Origin of the sequence: Sphaerisporangium sp. NBC_01403 (assembly GCF_045040145.1) — a bacterium.
GTDB lineage: Bacteria > Actinomycetota > Actinomycetes > Streptosporangiales > Streptosporangiaceae > Sphaerisporangium > Sphaerisporangium viridialbum.
In genome coordinates this window covers 1,242,600-1,260,051 of record NZ_CP109534.1, presented here as the reverse complement: position 1 = coordinate 1,260,051, position 17,452 = coordinate 1,242,600, and the positions used below count along the sequence as shown (strand labels likewise).

Sequence of the window (17,452 nt, the reverse complement as noted above, 5' to 3'; positions counted from 1 at the left end):
CCCGGCCTTCCGCGTCCAGGTGTTCGGCAGTGACCTCATCACCGGCCGGATCACACTTCCCGCTTCGCCAGCCAGTCGAGCACGGCCTGGTTGTCCTGGCCGAGCGCGGGCGGGGCGAGGTGCTCGGCGGGCGGCTCTCCGTCGAACCTGAGCGGCGAGCCCGGCAGCTCGATGACGCCGAGCTCCGGATGGTCGACCGTGACGACGAGATCCTGCGAGCGGGTCTGGTCCCAGGCGTAGACCTCGTCCAGTGTGCGGATGGCCCCCGCCGGGATGCCCTCGCCGGCGAGCGCGGCCAGCCAGTGGGCCCGGTCATGGGGGGCCAGCGCCTTCTCGATGTCGGCGATCAGCTCGTCGCGGTGCGCGAACCTCTCCCTGTTGACGACGTACTTCGGGGTGGCCGGGTCGATGCCGAGGAGCGCGGCGAGCTTGCGCCACTGCACGTCGTTGGCGACCGCGATCTGGATCATCCCGTCGGCGCAGCGGAACGCCCCGTACGGCGCGATGGAGGCGTGGTGGTTGCCGCCCGCCCCCGGCACCTTGCCGCCGACCGTCCAGGCCGTCCCGTGGTAGGAGTGCACGCCCACGACCGAGGCGAGCAGCGACGTGCGCACGACCTTCCCTCTGCCGGTGCGCTCCCTCTCGTACAGCGCGGCGAGCACGCCGTAGGCACCGTGGATGCCCGCGAGCAGGTCGGCGATCGAGGCCCCGACGCGGTACGGCTCGGCGGGCGAGGGGCCGGTGAGGCTCATCAGGCCGGCCTCGCCCTGCACGATCTGGTCGTACCCCGGACGGCCGCCCTCGGGGCCGTCGTGGCCGAAGCCCGTGATGGAGAGGATCACCAGGCGCGGGTTGAGCTCGTGAAGGCGCTCCACGGGGAAGCCCAGCCGGTCCAGCACGCCCGTACGGAAGTTCTCGACGAGCACGTCACTCTGCCTGATCAGCCGGGTGAGGAGCTCGGTGCCCTCCTCGGACTTGAGGTCGAGGGCCACGGAACGCTTGTTGCGATTGGCCGACAGGAAGTACGTGGATATGTCGCCCGAGGGGCCGACGAAGGGCGGGCCCCAGCCACGCGACTCGTCGCCGCCGTCGGGGTGTTCCACCTTGATCACCGTGGCGCCCAGGTCGCCGAGCATCTGAGCTCCGTGCGGCCCGGCCAGAGCTCGGGACAGGTCGAGGACGACGATGTCACTGAGAGGTCCCTGCAAGGTCAGCCTCCACGGGGGTCGGGGGGAGATCCACGTTCCGGTGTCACCGGCAAGCCTGCCAGGTCTCACCACCCGCCCGACACCCAGGTCGCTCCCCGATTCGGCCCGGCGCTCGCCCCGTGGTGCGCGGCGGGTCACAGGGATCCCTTGACCCGATCACCGCTCGTCCACACCGGCGCCGGGCGGCCCGAGACCGTACGACCGGGACGCCTTAGCGGACATCCAGGACGCTCGCGTACGTCCTGGACCCCCGGCAACCGGCTGAGTCCTCCGGACGTCCCCGGCGCGGGAACGCCCTGGGCTGTCCTGCTTGTGGCTATTTGTGCGTCTTACGCCCACGCCACTTGTCCATGTACTCGCGCAGCTTGCGCTGGTTGTTCGGGTCGCGGGCCATCGTCTTCGCCTTCTCGACCCGCTCCTGAGCCTTCGGGCTGCGCAGGTACTCCTTGATACGGTCCACCATCGATGCCATCTCTTCACCGCCGTCTGCTCGGTCACCGTTTCCAATGAACGGCTACCCAGGACGACCCTCGCCAATCACGCATTGTGCTCAGTAGCTGCAAAAACAGGACAACCAGTGACGGAACCACGACGAATCCGCGATCGCGGCGTGACGATTCCCGCCCCGGGGCAGCCCACCATGACGTGGGCTAGGTTGGTGACCCGCCGGGTCGTCGGAGGGGGCGAGAACGCATGGGGGCACAGTCCGTGGCGTCGGGGAGGGCGCGCTGACCGGCACCGCCGGGCCGTCCAGGGCCAGGGTCATGGAACGGGTCAGGCGGCTGCTGGACCTGGCGGAGCACCCCAACACCGGCGAGGAGGAGGCCGCGCTCGCCTCCGCGCACGCGGCGGCCCTGATGCTCAGGCACGGCCTGGACGCGTCCGCCGTGAGACGAGGATCCACCGGCCGCGCGGAGACCATCGACGGCATCGAGTTCGAGGTGTCGAACCGCGGCGGGCACGCCCGGGAACGCTGCTGGGCCCTCCACCTCGTCTGCGACGCACTCGGATGCAAGGGCGCGCAACGCTGGACCGGCGTCAAGGGCCGGGGCATCCGCGGCGCCAGGCACGTCACCATGACGGTCGTCGGGCCCGAGGCCGTCCTGGACAGCCTGCGCGTGCTCCTGCCCTCCATCAGCCTGCAGATGGAGAACCAGGTCAGACCCGCTCTCCGGCGGTTCACCGCGTCCGAGCTGGACGCGGTGACGGCCAAGGACCGGCGCGCCCGCGCCGCCGCCGACTACCGCCGGGCCTTCTACGTCGGCTTCGGCTCCGGCGTCTCCGCCAAGCTCCGCGACCGGGTGGCCGAGGTCGCCGAGCAGGTCGCGGGCACGGGAGCCGAGCTCGTGCTGCTGGACCGCACGGCCCTGGTGCGGGCCGAGTTCGACCGCCGCTTCCCCGGCCTCAGGCCGGCCCGCGCCACCGCACTCGACCGCCACGGGTACGACACCGGCCGCGAGGCGGGCCGCCGCGCCGACCTCAACGACCGCAACCTCGACAGCCTCACAGCCGGCGAACTGACCACGTGAAGCGGCCTGGCGAACTGACCACGTGAAGCGGCCGGCGAACTGACCATGTGAAAGGGACCCATGGGCGTTGGCGCCCACGGGTCCCCCATCCTGCTCGGAATGGCCGCCGCCGGGACGACCTTGTTGTGGGGCCGACCGCGGCCGGCTCGCTGTCAGAAGGTGGAGACGTTGAGCAGCTTCTCCTTGATGCCGTCCGGGTCGCCGGCGTTGTTCCAGTTGGTGGTGCCCGCCGCCTGGAGCGCGGCCTTCACGGCCGCCGGGGTCGCCGTCGGGTGCGTGGCCTTGTAGAGGGCCGCTCCGCCCGCGACGTGCGGGCTGGCCATCGAGGTGCCCGAGATGGTGTTGGTGCCGCTGCCCGTCCAGGTGGACAGGATGCACACGCCGGGCGCGATGAGGTCCACGTCGGCGCCGTAGTTCGAGAAGTCGGCGAGCGTGTCGTCGACGTCACTGCGGCAGGTGGCCGCCGCGCCGCCGCCGGGGAGCCCGTTGAAGTCGGCGAGCGCGCTGACCGTGACGACCTCGTCATAGGCGGCCGGGACGTGGTTGGCTGCGTTGTCGGTCTCGTTGCCGGCCGCGACCACGAAGGTGACGCCCGCGGCGACGGCCGCGCAGATCGCGCGGTGCATGGCGTCGCCGTTGGTGTTGCCGCAGTTGCCGTCGTCGGCTCCGAGACCCCCGAGGCTCATGTTGGCGACCTCGATCTCGGAGGCGTGGGCGGTGACGTAGTCGATGCCGCAGATCACCTGCGACCAGCTGCCGCTGCCGCTGGCGTTCAGCACGCGCACCGGCCACAACCTGGCGCCCGGCGCCACCCCGACGACGGTGCTGGTGTTGTCGAGCGCGCCGATCGTGCCCGCCACGTGCGTCCCGTGGCCGTTGCCGTCATTTGCGCTGGTGCCGTTGTTGCAGTTCTTGGCGCCCGCCGTGTAGACGTTCAGGTCGGGGTGGGTGAGCTGGATGCCGGTGTCGATGATCGCGACGTCGACGTTGACGCGCGTGTCCACGCCGTTGATGGCGGCGGTGGGGCTGAGCTCGGCGTCCACCCGGTTGACTCCCGTGGGGAGCGTCTGGGCGTCGATCGACACCACGCCGTCGGGCTGTACGAACTGCACCTGCGGGTCGCGGGCGAGGTCTGCCGCCGCGGCGGCGGTCATCCTCGCCGAGTAGCCGCGCAGCGCGTGACTGTAGACGTTCTTGAGGGTCGCGCCCTTGGACCGCGCCTGGGTGTTGGCGACGGCCGAGGGATCGGCTCCGTCTCGCAGCACGACGATGTAGTCGCCGGTGGGCGCGAGGCCGGCGGCGACCGCGGCCGTGGCCGGGCTCACCGCCATGACGAGGGAACCTGCGAAGAGGATGGTGAGGAGCGTTTTGCGCACGGGGGGATCCTCCACTCTGCGGTCCGGATTGGACCAGCAAAGTTGACATTGACCACCCCAGTCAGACCTTTCCACCCCAAATCCGGATTTGTAACATAAATTTGACTTAAGTCATTTAGGTTGTCAGATTTCCCGCAAAAGGGGTGGAACAGCTGTCGAGCAGCACGGCTGGTTCAAGGTCCCGACCGGACACGACGCAGCGATGACTCGCGCACGACAGCTTGGCGCCAGGTCACGACCCAGCCGAGCACCGCCGGCAACCGCGCCGGCGGCTTAGCGTCCCCTGGTGAATACGAGACACGACAGCCCGGCTCTCTGGGAATCCTTCGCCGCCATCCAGCGCATCCGATACACGGTGTGGTGCGTCGGCCTGTCCTTCATGCTGCTGATCACCAGCACGCAACCGTGGATGCGCTCCAAGGAGTCCCCGTCCGCCGACACCGCGCTGTCGCTGTGGGACCTGCCGTCCTCCGACATCCAGATCATCAGCGAGAACGGCACCAGCGCGCTCGGCATGCTGATGCTGACCCTCTCCCTCGCCGTGCTCACCGCGCTTAACCCAGTACGCCCGTTTATGCTGGTCACTCTGCTGTCAGCAATATTGGGCTTTCTCAATCTCATGTGGCTGCAACAGGCTCTCCCCAGACCGCACAGTCGTTTCACCTGGAGCACGGCCTGGGTCGCACCGGGATCCGCCACGACCGCCGCACTCGCAGAGGCGCTCGCGCTCATCCTCGGCCTCGCCATGGTGACGGTGGCTGACTCGTCGGACGAACGGGATGTAATCCGGCAGACGTCGCCGGACATCGCGGAACGATCTGAAACCTCCCCGTGGTCTCCCTACCCCACCCGCAGACTCGCCCACGCGGCCCGGGGGATGACCCTCGCCTTCCTGCTCTTCATCGCGGGCACCCTGCCGTGGATGCGCCTTCGCCATCACCATCGCGACGGGAGCGACACGATCAGGCACCTGTCCCTGTGGGACCTGTCCGACTCGTCCATCAGCGACGAGGTGATCACGGCCGGCCAGGTGACGCTCACCCTGCTGGTCGCGTCATGCCTACTCGTCTTACTGGTCGCAGCCGAACCAAACCGCATGGTCGCCGCCTGCGGCGCCCTGTCGCTCTGTCTCACCGGGGCGTCGCTCTTTCGGCTCTGCTTCGTGGCCGGCGACCTCCACGGCCGATACCCAGCGGCCGAGTTGACCACGCTCCCCGGCCTGGCCGTCACGATCGTCTTGCTCCTTGCATCGACAACCGCCCTCGTGGGGCCGCCCCTGTGCCGCAGGCTGCGAACGTCCGCCAGACGCCCCCACGCAGACCGCCACCCGGTTTGACACACGCCCTCTCCGCGCGTCGCCGTCTGCGTTAGGTTTGTGGTCCGGCAACTGGTGCGTCGGAGGGGGCGTGAGCTCGTGAACGCTGTGCCACCAGGAACGGGGCCGCTGTCACCGGAGTTCACCGGGATAGATCCCGCGCTGATGGACCGGTTCATCAGCGAGATGGAGCACGCGCGGGGGCTCATCGGCGAACACACGCAGGCGATCCGCCAGGTGTTCGCCACCGAAGGCGTACCCGCCACCTCGCTCGATCCGATCAGCGAGGTGGAACGCTGGATCGACGAACGCCTCCCCGATCTGCGCCGCCGCAGCAAGATGGCCCACGACACCGCCAAGCTCCCCAGCTGGTCCCCGGAAGCGGCGAATGGCCTCGTGTCGTACGAGGAGAAGGACGTTCTGCCTGCGGCAGAGGCACGCCGTCTGGGCGCGGAGCTGGCCGCGAAATACAAGAAGCTGGACTCCGGCCTCTTGTCACCCCTCAGCCGGGACCAGAGCTATCAGCGGATAGTCGACACTCTCGCCTCGCATGTCAACGATCCCGAATACACCGCCGCGTTCTTCGCGGCCCTCGGCCGGCAGGGCACGCTCGACCTTCCGGCGACCCTGCGACACAACCTCGCACCGCCCGGAGAGGCGACCCTCGCGCCACCCCGGTCCGACGACGGGGTACTGCGCACCATCAGCCAAGCTTTCGGCACCGCCGTCTCGGCCGGATCCCATGTGCCCGGGTTCTCTCAGATCAAGGACTCACTGGCGAACACCGCCCTGTCCGGCCCTGATCAGGTCAACGCCGGCCTCCTGTTGAGCGCGGGATCCTTCCCCGCGAAATGGCTCGCTCAAGTGGCTGTGGCACAAGGCCTCGGAAAGCCACGCAAGGTCAACGCGGGACTGCTGTACGCACTGGGAAACAACCCCGGCGCAGCACGCCTCGCCCTGAGCGCCGTCACAGGACAAGACCAGTCGAAACTAATCAAGCTCCTCAAGGACTTCACCGCCCACACCAGTAGCATGTCGGCGTCGGCCGGTGAGGCCGACGCCTTCGGGCGCATGCTGGCCGCCGCCTCCGGCGCCTACGACGAGAAGGACGGCCGGCACAGCAAAGACGCAGCGGCGTTCGCCTTCACCGTCATGACGACCCTCGGGGGCCTCAACATCGGCAGAGCCACCCGCATACACCTATCGGAGATCGCCGGCGCGTACGCGACCGAGATAGCTGAGGGAGCGGATTTCAGCGACGCCAACCACCTGCTGCCAAGCGCGTTCGGAGAAGTGACATCCCAGACCCCAGGGTTAAAACCCATATTCCGTCTGAGCCCGAAGGACACCTACCGGTTCATCGAGACCTTCTCCGACAGCACAGCGAACCAGCGACCATTCCGGGAAGGCATGGGAAACCTGGCTCACAGACTGATCAATGCTGAAGTTCCCGCCATGCTGAAGAGCGAGGATTCCACCCGGTTGAGCGACGTTTTCGCTGCCTTGGGCAATGTGGCCGGACTCCAGCTAGCCGCTGAAAAGAAGCACAGCAAGGCTGCGGATGACGCCGACGACGCAGCAGGGAAGAACTTCAGCACCATATCCGGCAATGCCTTGGGCGTCATCGGCATCTTTATCCCAGGCGAGGAGTTGGGAGCGACCCTGTGGACCTTGCTGAGTGGGGCTTGGTCGGCATGGGACACATACAAGCCAGATAGGGAAAAAGAGGGCGAAAAAGTCGATAAGGCCAATCATGAGGAAACACTCGGCCGCCAGCATGGCATAGCGCAATCACTGATTGACGCCGGAATCAAACCGAAGGTGTCGCTGCGCGACTATCAGACGATGTACCCATCTGGCGCCTCTATCGTTGGCGACGATGACAAACTTCGCCCCTTTGCCGAGATCCTTAAGTCGAAGAAAAGCGGCAGCCTGGAATCCCTTGACCGTTGGTTACTGGAGAACGGCATGGGCAAGAGCAGCCAGCTCTCAATCGGCGAATTGTCCAATCGTTTTGCCGACAGATTCGAGGGCAAAAAAGAGCGCACAAAGGAACGCGCCCTCGACTTCGAATAACAACTCAAGAAGGCCGCAGGCACTCAGTCTCACCCCGTATCGAGTATTCACCCTTCGTGTGCGAGTTTAGAAGCAGAACAGTCGCCGTTGAGTTGTCGGCAACCGTCACCGTCCCGATGCCACCGTTCCCATCAACTATGGAGTAGTCTCCAATTCGTTTGAGGGCTCCAAGCATCATGTCGTTAAGCGCATCCGGTGCCGTCCCTACTTCAAGGTCTCGACCTGTGGCAGCATAAGTCCGTTTGGCTTTTCCTTCGGCACATAGGATGTCTTTACCGCCGGGATCCACGATGGTAACGCTCTGGGCATTTCGTTCCTTCAAGAGTTGAAGGATGTGAGTTTTCAACGTCTGCCCCGCTTGGGCGGCAGTTAGGCCTTTGTCGGACGTACAGGCGGCCAGGGCCAGCGGCATGAGCAGTGCGAGCACGGCGGCGTTGCGGCAGAGCTTTACGGGACTGGACAGGATGAGCATCGTCTTCGCCTCCACGTCTGGCCGGAACCCGGTCGGGTCCCACATAATCTCAGTGAGAAGCGCTGCGCCACCTAGTATCTACATCCCTACTGAGACTTCCACAGCAGCAGGAGTCCGGCGTTGCCCCTCGACGACGATCTGGTGCCGAACCCGAAATATCGGGATCTGGAGACGGCACTCGCAGCCGTGCGTGCGCATGTTCATGTGCTGGAGACCGCTCTCGATCGCGCGTGTGCGCAGTTCGGTGGTCAGGCGGTGTGGGTGGGGCCGACCGCGCGAGCCTTCGGTGAGGAGTTGAACGGCCGCAGGGCACGCATCAAGACGGCCGCGCAACACGTGATCGCGGAGCTGGAGGCGGAGCTCGGCACGACACCCAGCAAGGTATCCCGCGCGGCGGCTTCCAGCATGAGCGGCTGGAGCTGACCGACGACCGTCTTTGAGCCCTTCGGATCGACAGTCCTCGCCTGTCATCAGGCGTCATATCTTCCGAGGTGGTCATGCCTTCCTAGGTGATGGCACGGAAAGCATTCCAGGGTCTGGAGCTCGGACATCGGCCAGCGCTTCGCGCCAATCGGCAGTCGTCGCCCCCACGCCAGCGAGTAGCGCGTCGAACTCATAGGCGCGTACAACCACGCTGATGACGGGAAGAGTATTCGGGTCACGGATCGCCCTGGTGGCGAGCCGGCAGGCCTCCTCGATCTCCCCCGCCTTGGCCAGAGCTGTGGCGTGCGCGAAACGTACCAGCGCGGGGTCACTGGAGACGGTTGGATCGTAGGCCGCCAGCGCCCGATTCGTCGCCCGCCCGGTACCTTCAACATCGCCAAGGTCCGCCCATCCCCGTGCCTCGTAAAAGGCCTGCCGCTCAGGTTGGAAGGACAGGATCCCTGGAAAGACGCTGTGAGCTGGGCACCGCTCCAGGGTGGTACGAGAACGGTTGATCGCTCGCTCGAAAGCTGCACGGTCGCCGAGGGTGGCGTGCGCCAGTGCCGCGAGACCCCAGAGCCAGGCTATTGAGGGCGTTGCCCCCACCGCTTGCTCCATTCTCGGGCTGATCAGGGCCAGCACGCCGCGCGGGTCACCTGAATAAGTCGGTGCCAGCGCTGCGCTGGCCAAGGCCAGGTCGGCGAGGTAGCGGTCTCCGGCCTCATCCGCTGCTCGCGCCGCCGCCGTCCACCAGCGGTTGGCCAGCGAGAATTGGTTGGCGTTGAATAGGATTTCCCCGACGACGACAGAGAGCTTGGATCCAATCCGAGCCAGGCGCCGCTGCGCTTCCAACGGCTGCCGTTGGGTGAGCAGTTCCCGCACGCTTGACAAGTGCAGAAGCACCTCGGACAGCAAGCTGGCGGGAACGACCTTTTCGACCTTCTTACCAAGCCTGTCTGCCTCAGTTTCCAGGAACAAGAGTCGACTCTCGCCCACCGTGGTGGAGTCGAGGACCTGCTCCAGGAGGTCGGGGCCACGCCAGACGCCTTCGATGAGGCCCGCAGTCATGGTCACGGCGCCGAGTTGGAATACTTCTCGCCGGTTCGTGGCCGCCTCCCGGGTGTCGGGGCGCGTCTGGGGGACGCCGGGGTCCTTCTTCACAGGGTCGTACGGGGCGAGCAGTTCCGCAACGGTGTGCCCGGGAAACATGCGCTCGAGGACCCGGCAATGGTCGGTGTGCGGCTTGGTCTTGAGATGGCCTTTGAGCCAGCGGCCGAACGCCTCCCGGCTGGGAGATGAGCCGATCAGGTTCCGGTCGATGCTCCGGGCCACCTTGTCGTACTCCAGGCAGAACGCCCGATGCGTCTCCTGGTGACGCTTCAGCAGCAGCGCCTTCAAAAGTGTCGTTTGACCGGGCACTGGTACTACCTACTCTCTGTACTCATCCGATAACCGAAAGCAAGCACTCCCCACGGTAGATCTCGCCGCTGCTGACTTCCGGCTTTTCCGTCACTTGATCGCGTACGACACAGAGGCGACACGGATTCGACAGCGTGACGACCTCTCATGGCGCATCTGAATGCTGCTCGCCGCCATACGTGCTTCCTAGCGTCACCGCCGAACGCGAGAAGCGAGCAATGGAGGTGTGACACGTGCCCGGCGAAGACGATGGAGCCGACCTGCCGAGATGAGAACCCATCCCGCCACGCTGTGAAGGGCGTGTGCGAGAACTCCCCCGAGAAGGACATTCGACCACGATGCGCGACAACGCCATGAGCACCGGAACTGACATCCGGCTGCTGGAGAAGGCCGTGTTCCCGGCCACTGAGACAGCCGTGGGTGAGGCCCGGCGATGGATTCGGAAGATCCTCGACGGCCAGTCGCGCTGCGACGACGCCGTACTGCTGCTGTCGGAGGCGATGACCAATTCCGTCGTCCACACCAAATCCCCGGTGATCGGCACGGTCGTACTCATAGAGAAGGACGGCCGTGTCCAGGTCGAGGTCATCGACGATGGAGCCGAAACCCTGCCCTCAGTGCCCTCCGCGGGCTGCCACTCCCCCGATGACCTCGCGGAATCCGGACGCGGAATCCGGCTGATCCGCGCGTTGTCGAGCCGGTGGGGATTCAGCGAGGAGAGCCCCCGCTGCGTCGTGTGGTTCGCCCTTGATCCGTGGTGATCCATGCCGTGCACATGTTGGCACGGCCTTGAAAGGCTCCCGTCGCGGCCGGAGCGCGATCGATTGGGGGCTGCGACGGCGAACTTCGCCGGGGCTCGTGGGCATCTATCGCCGTGTTCGGGTGACGGGACGACGGGTGGTCGGTGTGGCGGGGAATCTGCGGGCGGAGGATCCGGAGCGGCTGGGGGCTATTGGCTGGTGGGGGCGTCGTGTACGAGGCGTACGACAGCGAGGGCGGGCCGGGCGCACGCTCACCGGGCAGGAGTGGCAGCGCTACCTGCCCGGCATACCGTACAGAAATGTGTGCCCTGCCTGATTCAACCCCCGAGCCTCCGGCCGTAGTCAGGGTCTCAGATGTTATCTACCGTTGAGGCAAATCGCCGGGTTTTGGCTGTTAAGGGTGATTCTGGTGGTGTGGGAGGGGATCCGTGGACCAGCCGGTTCTGGAGGCGCAGCGGTGGGTCAACTCGGTCTATGAGAAGGTCGCCGGATATCGGCCCATCCTTGAGGATGGAAGGGCCGGCCGGCTGACCGTGCGGGCACTGGTACGAGCACTCAGGCACGAGCTGGGCGTCACCCCGGGCGACGAGTTCGGGCCGGAGACGCTGGAAGCCCTCGCCGCCGCGTACCCGATGGTCGGCGCGGGCACCTCCAATCAGAACATCATCAAGATCGTGCAGTGCGGGCTCTCCTGCAAGGGCTACGACGGCGGCGGCAGGTCCGGCGCGTACGACTCGGCCACCGGCACCGGGGTGACCAGGATGCGGGCGGACATGGGGGTCGACGAGGCGTTCCCCCCGAACGGCGTCTCACCGAAGGTCTTCCAGGGCCTGCTGTCGACGGACTCGTACGTCCCCACTACTGGCGGCTCGCAGCGGATACGACAAATCCAGAAATGGTTGAACGGCACCTACGTGCACCGCAGGGACTTTCCCATCATTCCGTGCGACGGGCACTTCTCCCGCGAGGTGCACAGGTCTCTGTTGCTCGGGATCCAGTTCGAGATCGGGATGGACGACGACGCCGCGACGGGCCGGTTCGATCCCGGCATCCAGGAGGGCATCAGGGACCAGGCCGTGCTCGGCCCCGGCGCGACCGACGTGCAGAAACGGTTCGTCCGGCTGTTCCAGGCGGCGATGGTCCTCAACGGGTGGGACGTCCCCTTCGACGGGGAGTACAGCACCGCCGTGGCGGACAAGGTCGCGGAGTTCCAGGGGTTCGCGCGGCTCCTGCCCGACAACGGCATCGCCGGTTACCAGACGTGGGCGTCGCTGCTGGCGAGCGACGGCGACCCCACCCGCAGGGGAACGGCGTGCGACTGCCTCACCGAGATCACCCCGGCCCGGGCATTCGTGCTGAAGGTCGAGGGCTACCTGACCGTGGGGCGCTACCTGACGGACGCCCCCGGGCCGACGCAGGATGGGAGGCCCCAGCCTGACGGGAGGACGCAACCGGACGCGAGGCCCCAGCCGCGCGAACGCGTCCAACAGAACGAGACGACCCAGCCGGACGCGAGGACCCAACCGGACGAGACGACCCAACCGGACGCGAGGACCCAACCGGATGGGAGGATCCAGCCGGACGAACGCGTCCAACTGGACGAGAGGATCCAGCCGGACGAACAGAGCCGGCCCTATGAGCGGATTCGGCCGGGCGAGCTGGAGACGATCGCGTCCGGGGGGTTGAGCGCGTTCCCGATCTACCAGGCCGGCGGCCGCACGCGGGACTACTTCTCCGCCGGGCAGGGAGCCGAGGACGCCCTGACCGCCCTGGAGACCGCTCGGGGCCACGGGTTCGCGCGCGGGACGACGATCTACTTCGCGGTCGGCTTCGACGCGCTCGACAGCGACATCGAGCAGCGGATCATCCCCCACTTCCGGGCGCTGGCCACTCGGATGAGGCACTACGGCGGCGAGTTCAAGATCGGCGTCTACGGCCCGCGCGACGTGTGCGGCCGCCTGGCGCGAGAGGGCCTGACCGTGTCGAGTTTCGTCGCGGACAGACCGGCAGGTTTCGGTGGCAACCTCGGCTTCCCGCTGCCCGCCGACTGGGCGTTCGACCAGATATCGATGCTCACGCTCGGTACCGGTCCCGGCAGCGTCCAGATCGGCAATGCCGTGGCCTCCGGCCGGGACCCGGGCCAGTCGCTGTTCGTGTCGCCCACCCCGGCGAGCGGACCGCTGGACGTCCACTTCGACCTGTCACGCCGCGAGGAGCTGCTGGACGACCTGAGGTCCATCGCGGGCCACGAGACGCCGGTCCGGCGGGACTCCACCGACCCCTCGCTCGATCTGGTCCTGCGGCACGACGCGCTGATCACCGGGCTGAGCCGCGCCTACCGGATGCGCAAGGCGCTGATCCAGAGCCCGATCTTCTGGGAGACCCGCTGGCTCACCCCCGAGGACGCGCCGGAGGATCTCGCGGTCACGGCCTACTACGGATACCGCGCCGAGCTGGAAGCATGGCAGGAGCTGCCGCCCGAGCAGCAGGTGATCACGGCCGAGCCGACCCCGCCTTCCCCCCAGAAGGACGACGCGAGAACCGGCCTCGGGCGGATGCTCGCGCGCTCCGCGATCACGGCGCACAACCACGCGGTCGACGCCGGCCTCGTCGAGGGAGAGCGGCTGGACCCCGATGACTGGCACGTGATGCGAGACATGTGGCGATGGCTCCGCGAGGACCCCGACCACAACATCAGCACCGTGCCGCTGATGCTCGTCAACGCCGCGCACGAGGCCGGTGTGGAGGGCGACCTTCTCGCCTACGACGACGCCCGGCTGAGCCAGGTGATGGCCCGGTACAGGGGCACGGGGCCGGACGCCGAGCGGTACGGTCGCGAGCTGCCGGCCGTCTACGCGGTGTTCGAGAAGCACAACGCCTGCCTGAGGTAGCGTCACACCGTTCGAGAACCGCCTCCCCGAGCCGCCCGAGGCCTCACCTCACGTGTCGACGTCGGCCTGCGACCTCCCCCCGGACAGGAGCGGGTAGCCGGGTCCTCGGTCGAAGAAGGCGGGCGGCCGGGCCGTGCGCAGCTCGGCGCGGAGCGCTTCGGTGGCGGCGAGGTGGACCTCGGGCTCGCCGGCCGAGCCGTACAGGATGACGCCATAGTCGTCGCGTGCCGACTCCGCCGACACCTTGCCGTCGCGGACGTCGGCCGCCACCAGCGCCGGGTCGCGGTCGTACGGGGAGCCCCAGCCGCCGCCCCCGGTGGTCCTGACCCGGACGATCTCGCCCTCCTTCACGGGGAAGTCGTCGACGAGCCCCTCCATCTCCCGGTCGCCGACGGTCACGAGGAACGGGCGGCCGGCCCTGCCGCCGTTCACTCCCCAGCACGCGAGGATCGAACGGTCGGCGATGGACATGAACGAGGCGTCACGCAGCATGCGGATGTGCTTGTCGTAGCCGAGGCCCCCGCGATAGAGCCCCGGGCCGCCGGAGTCGCGGGCGAGCCCGAGCCGCTCGACCCGGAACGGCCAGCGCGACTCGGCGAACTCCACGGGGATGTTGCGCGAGTCGGGGACGACATGGATGGTGTCCTCCCCGTCGGCGTACCAGCGCCCTCCCGAGCCGCCGCCGAGCACCTCCCGCATGAGGTACGGCCGGCCCTCGTGGTCGTCCCCGTACACGCCGGTGTAGCGGATGGTCTCCTGGTCGGCGGGCATGCGCCCGCCGGTGGCCTTGGCGAGCACCCCGGCGAGCACGCCGAGCAGGCGCAGGATGACGAAGGTACGGGCGTTCGTCGGCGCGGGGAAGATCGGGGTGAGCAGGGTGCCCTTCTCGGGGAACCTCATCTCGATCAGGGGGACGACGCCCTCGTTGACGTCCAGCTCGGCCATCCGCTCCGGGGTGTCGGCGAGGTTGCGGAGGATGGGCGCCAGCCACTTCTTCAGGAACACCCCGTCGGCGTAGTCGCCGGCGTGGTTGATCGGGCCCTTGGCCTGCGGGGAGGTGCCGGTGAAGTCGATGACGAGGGGCTTGTCCGCCGCGTGGTCGACGGTCAGCGTGATCCGCTGGGTGTGCAGCCTCGGCTCGTCCACGCCGTCGTGCTCGGCGTAGTCCTCCCAGACGTGCACCCCCTCGGGGATCTTGGCGAGCAGCTCACGGCGGAACGTCTCGGTGGTCTTGGAGATGATCGCGTCGAAGCACGCCTCGACCGCCGCCCTGCCGTACCTGCCGAACAGCTCGCCGAGGCGGCGGGCGCCCATCAGGCAGGCCGAGCACTCCGCGTCGAGGTCTCCGGCCAGGGAGTCGGGCATGCGGGAGTTGCGCGTCATGATGGTCAGCGCGGCGCGGTTGGGCTCGCCCCGGTCCCACAGCTTGATCGGCGGCACCATCAGCCCCTCCTCGAACGCGCTGCGCGCGTGGGAGGGCATCGAGCCTGGCACGGCCCCGCCGATGTCGTCGTGGTGGCCGAACGCCTGCACGAACGCCACCACCTCGCCGTCGTGGAACACCGGCACGGTGACGCACAGGTCGGGGAGGTGACCGATGCCGCCCTCGGAGAGGTAGACGTCGTTGTGGAAGAAGACGTCGCCCGGGTTCATCTCCGAGACCGGGAAGTCGCGCACGATCGGCTGGACGAGGGCGGAGTACGAGCGGCCCGTGAGCTTGCGCAGCCGTACGTCGTGGATGCCCGCCCTGAAGTCGTGCGCGTCGCGGATCATCGGTGAGCGGGCCGTGCGGGCGATCGCCGTCTCGACCTCCATCTCCACCGACGCGAGCGTCCCCTCGACGATCTCGACCAGCACCGGGTCAACGGTTGTCACTCGCCCGCTCCGTCCTTGTGCGCGGTGGCCCTGCGGACCACGAGGTTGGCGTGCCGGTCCACCTCGGCGGTGAAGCCAGGGTGCAGGGGCAGCGTCGAGCCGTACTCCTCGATCACCGCGGGCCCCGTGACGACGTCGCCGCGGCGCAGCTCGTCACGCCGGTGGACCGGCGCCGTCCACCAGCCGTTCTGGTGGAGCGGCGAGTCGGAATCCTCGTCGAAGTACACCGGCCGCTCACCCGGGAGAACCGTCGTCGCGCCGGCGGCCGGGGGGAGCTCGGGGATGACGGGCCGGGTGATGGGGCCGATGCCGGAGACCCGCAGGTTGACCCACTCGACGGCGTGCCGGGGGTCGTCGCGGTAGCCGTACCCGTAGAGCTTGTGGTGGGCCTCGTGGAACCGGTCGAGCACTTCCGCGCGCCACGCCTCGTCCACGGGGCCGCCGGGTGCGGGCACGCGCACCTCGTACGCCTGGCCGTAGTAGCGCAGGTCGGCGCTGCGCGCGTAGACGTGCCGGTCGGCGGGGAACCCCTCGCGGTCGAGCGTGGCGGCGGCCTGGGCCTCCAGATCGCCGAGGATGCCCGCCGCCGTGTCCAGGGAGAGCTCGCGGGTCACGTGCGTGCGGACGTAGTCGTTCTTCACGTCCACGGTGAGCAGCCCGAACGCCGACACGTTGCCGGGGTTGGGCGGGACGACGACGGCCGGGACCGACAGGATGTCGATGAGGCGGCAGACCAGCAGCGGCCCCGAGCCGCCGAAGGCGACCATCGGGAAGTCCCGCACGTCGAGGCCGCGCTTGACGGTGATCTGGCGGATGGCGTTCGACTGGTTGAACGCGCTGATCTCCAGGACGCCGACGGCCGTGCGCTCGGGCGACAGGCCGAGCTTGCCGGCCAGCGCCTCGATGCCCGCCCTGGCCGCGTCCGCGTCCAGCGGGATCTCGCCGCCGAGCAGGTGGGGCGGCACGCGGCCGAGGTAGACGTGCGCGTCGGTGACCGTCACCTCGGTGCCGCCCTTGCCGTAGCAGATGGGGCCCGGGTCGGCGCCGGCCGACCTCGGCCCGACCTTGAGCGTGCCCTCGGGGGAGATCCAGGCGATGGAGCCGCCGCCCGCGCCGACGGTCACGATGTCGATCATCGGGATCTTGCACGGGTACCGGCCGATGGAGCCCTCGGTGGTCAGGGACGGCTCGCCGTCGACCACCACCGCGACGTCGGTCGAGGTGCCGCCGCCGTCCAGGGTGATGACCGAGGGATGCCCGCCGGTGCCGGCGATGAGCGCGGCGCCGAGCGCGCCCGCGGCCGGGCCGGACAGCACCGTCGTGATCGGCTGGTGGACCACCTCGGTCGCGGACAGCACCCCGCCGTTGCTCTTCATCACCGAGAACGGCATGCCGAGGCGCGAGGAGAGGTTCGCGATGTAGCGCCGCATGGTGGGCTTGACCGCCGCGTCGACCAGGGTCGTCACCGAGCGCTCGTACTCGCGGTACTCGCGGAGCACGTCGCTCGACAGGGACACGACCGCGCCGGGGTGCTCCCGTTCGAGCACCTCGCGCATGCGCCGCTCGTGCGCGGGGTTGGCGTACGAGTGCAGGAAGCACACGCCGAGCGCGGTGACGCCGCGGTCGCGGAACCACCGCGCCACCCGCACGGCCTCCTCCTCGTCGAACGGCCGCACCTCCTCGCCGAGGTGGTCGAGCCGCCCGCCGACCGTCTTCACCCGGCGCACGGGCACGATGCGCGGCGGCTTGACCCAGAAGTAGGAGTTGCCGTAGCCGTCCGGCACGCTCTGCCGGGCGATCTCCAGGATGAACTCGAAGCCCTCTGTGGTGACGAAGCCCAGGTCGACCGGACGGTCTTCGAGCAGCTGGTTGGTCGCCACGGTCGTGCCGTGCACGATGCCGCCGACCTCGGACAGGCTCCGGCCGGCCAGGACCTTGTGCACGCCGTTCATGAACCCGTCGGCGGGGTTGGCCGGGGTGGAGGGGGTCTTGGTCGTGGTGATCTCACCGGTCTGCTCGTCCACCGCGACCACGTCGGTGAACGTGCCCCCGGTGTCGACGCCGATTCGGACGCTGCGCATGCCTTCAGTGTCTACTGAACGCCTCC

At 68.1% G+C, this 17,452-nt stretch carries 13 protein-coding genes; 6 read left to right on the top strand and 7 right to left on the bottom strand.

Annotated elements, in window-relative coordinates:
- Positions 1-50: 50 nt before the first annotated feature.
- Both OG589_RS05380 and OG589_RS05375 read right to left on the bottom strand, forming a co-directional pair.
- Complete coding sequence (locus OG589_RS05380; RefSeq protein WP_405146704.1) at positions 51-1,208, bottom strand: CaiB/BaiF CoA transferase family protein; 1,158 nt, start codon at positions 1,206-1,208, stop codon at positions 51-53.
- A gap of 316 nt (positions 1,209-1,524) precedes the next feature.
- Positions 1,525-1,671: a hypothetical protein gene (locus tag OG589_RS05375; RefSeq protein WP_405146702.1), complete on the bottom strand. Its 147-nt coding sequence runs from the start codon at positions 1,669-1,671 to the stop codon at positions 1,525-1,527.
- Between the two features lie 301 nt (positions 1,672-1,972).
- Between OG589_RS05375 and OG589_RS05370 the strand changes: the two genes are divergently transcribed.
- A complete protein-coding gene (locus OG589_RS05370; RefSeq protein ID WP_405146700.1) occupies positions 1,973-2,737 on the top strand; it encodes a DUF2786 domain-containing protein in 765 nt (254 codons plus the stop codon).
- Between the two features lie 152 nt (positions 2,738-2,889).
- On the opposite strand, the gene OG589_RS05365 is transcribed toward OG589_RS05370, so the two are convergent.
- Positions 2,890-4,113, bottom strand: coding sequence for a S8 family serine peptidase (locus OG589_RS05365; protein ID WP_405146698.1), 1,224 nt, complete (start codon positions 4,111-4,113; stop codon positions 2,890-2,892).
- A 379-nt stretch (positions 4,114-4,492) separates the two neighbouring features.
- Here OG589_RS05365 and OG589_RS05360 point away from each other — a divergent pair, with 379 nt between their 5' ends.
- Together OG589_RS05360 and OG589_RS05355 are read left to right on the top strand one after the other, a co-directional pair.
- The gene (locus tag OG589_RS05360; RefSeq protein WP_405146696.1) at positions 4,493-5,449 is read left to right on the top strand and encodes a hypothetical protein; all 957 of its coding nucleotides are present in this window, start codon (positions 4,493-4,495) and stop codon (positions 5,447-5,449) included.
- A 78-nt stretch (positions 5,450-5,527) separates the two neighbouring features.
- On the top strand, positions 5,528-7,504 hold the full coding sequence (locus OG589_RS05355; RefSeq protein WP_405146694.1) for a DUF6571 family protein: 1,977 nt from the start codon (positions 5,528-5,530) through the stop codon (positions 7,502-7,504).
- 4 nt (positions 7,505-7,508) lie between these two features.
- Here OG589_RS05355 and OG589_RS05350 read toward each other — a convergent pair whose 3' ends face one another.
- Complete coding sequence (locus tag OG589_RS05350; RefSeq protein WP_405146692.1) at positions 7,509-7,976, bottom strand: hypothetical protein; 468 nt, start codon at positions 7,974-7,976, stop codon at positions 7,509-7,511.
- Between the two features lie 120 nt (positions 7,977-8,096).
- On the opposite strand from OG589_RS05350, the gene OG589_RS05345 reads away from it, so the two are divergent.
- The gene (locus OG589_RS05345; RefSeq protein WP_405146690.1) at positions 8,097-8,399 is read left to right on the top strand and encodes a hypothetical protein; all 303 of its coding nucleotides are present in this window, start codon (positions 8,097-8,099) and stop codon (positions 8,397-8,399) included.
- A 72-nt stretch (positions 8,400-8,471) separates the two neighbouring features.
- Here the strand turns inward: OG589_RS05345 and OG589_RS05340 are convergent, their stop codons facing one another.
- The gene (locus OG589_RS05340) at positions 8,472-9,797 is read right to left on the bottom strand and encodes a hypothetical protein (RefSeq protein WP_405146688.1); all 1,326 of its coding nucleotides are present in this window, start codon (positions 9,795-9,797) and stop codon (positions 8,472-8,474) included.
- 359 nt (positions 9,798-10,156) lie between these two features.
- Between OG589_RS05340 and OG589_RS05335 the strand changes: the two genes are divergently transcribed.
- Positions 10,157-10,579 (top strand): ATP-binding protein, encoded by a 423-nt coding sequence (locus tag OG589_RS05335; protein WP_405146686.1) that lies wholly within the window; start codon positions 10,157-10,159, stop codon positions 10,577-10,579.
- Positions 10,580-11,007: 428 nt separating this feature from the next.
- The gene (locus tag OG589_RS05330; RefSeq protein WP_405146684.1) at positions 11,008-13,470 is read left to right on the top strand and encodes a glycoside hydrolase domain-containing protein; all 2,463 of its coding nucleotides are present in this window, start codon (positions 11,008-11,010) and stop codon (positions 13,468-13,470) included.
- 48 nt (positions 13,471-13,518) lie between these two features.
- Here the strand turns inward: OG589_RS05330 and OG589_RS05325 are convergent, their stop codons facing one another.
- Together OG589_RS05325 and OG589_RS05320 are read right to left on the bottom strand one after the other, a co-directional pair.
- Entirely contained in the window at positions 13,519-15,345 is a 1,827-nt protein-coding gene (locus OG589_RS05325; RefSeq protein WP_405146682.1) for a hydantoinase B/oxoprolinase family protein, read from the bottom strand.
- Positions 15,342-17,426 carry a hydantoinase/oxoprolinase family protein gene (locus OG589_RS05320; RefSeq protein ID WP_405146680.1) on the bottom strand — a complete coding sequence of 695 codons (2,085 nt, stop codon included), beginning with the start codon at positions 17,424-17,426 and terminating at the stop codon, positions 15,342-15,344. Before OG589_RS05320 ends, OG589_RS05325 begins: the two co-directional genes overlap by 4 nt.
- Positions 17,427-17,452 lie beyond the last annotated feature (26 nt).

Excerpts from the sequence above, each read along its gene's own strand:
- OG589_RS05335 (WP_405146686.1), top strand. The coding sequence starts at position 10,157 with ATGCGCGACAACGCCATGAGCACCGGAACTGACATCCGGCTGCTGGAG.
- OG589_RS05375 (WP_405146702.1), bottom strand. The coding sequence starts at position 1,671 with ATGGTGGACCGTATCAAGGAGTACCTGCGCAGCCCGAAGGCTCAGGAG.
- OG589_RS05350 (WP_405146692.1), bottom strand. The coding sequence starts at position 7,976 with ATGCTCATCCTGTCCAGTCCCGTAAAGCTCTGCCGCAACGCCGCCGTG.
- OG589_RS05360 (WP_405146696.1), top strand. The coding sequence starts at position 4,493 with ATGCTGCTGATCACCAGCACGCAACCGTGGATGCGCTCCAAGGAGTCC.
- OG589_RS05370 (WP_405146700.1), top strand. The coding sequence starts at position 1,973 with ATGGAACGGGTCAGGCGGCTGCTGGACCTGGCGGAGCACCCCAACACC.
- OG589_RS05320 (WP_405146680.1), bottom strand. The coding sequence starts at position 17,426 with ATGCGCAGCGTCCGAATCGGCGTCGACACCGGGGGCACGTTCACCGAC.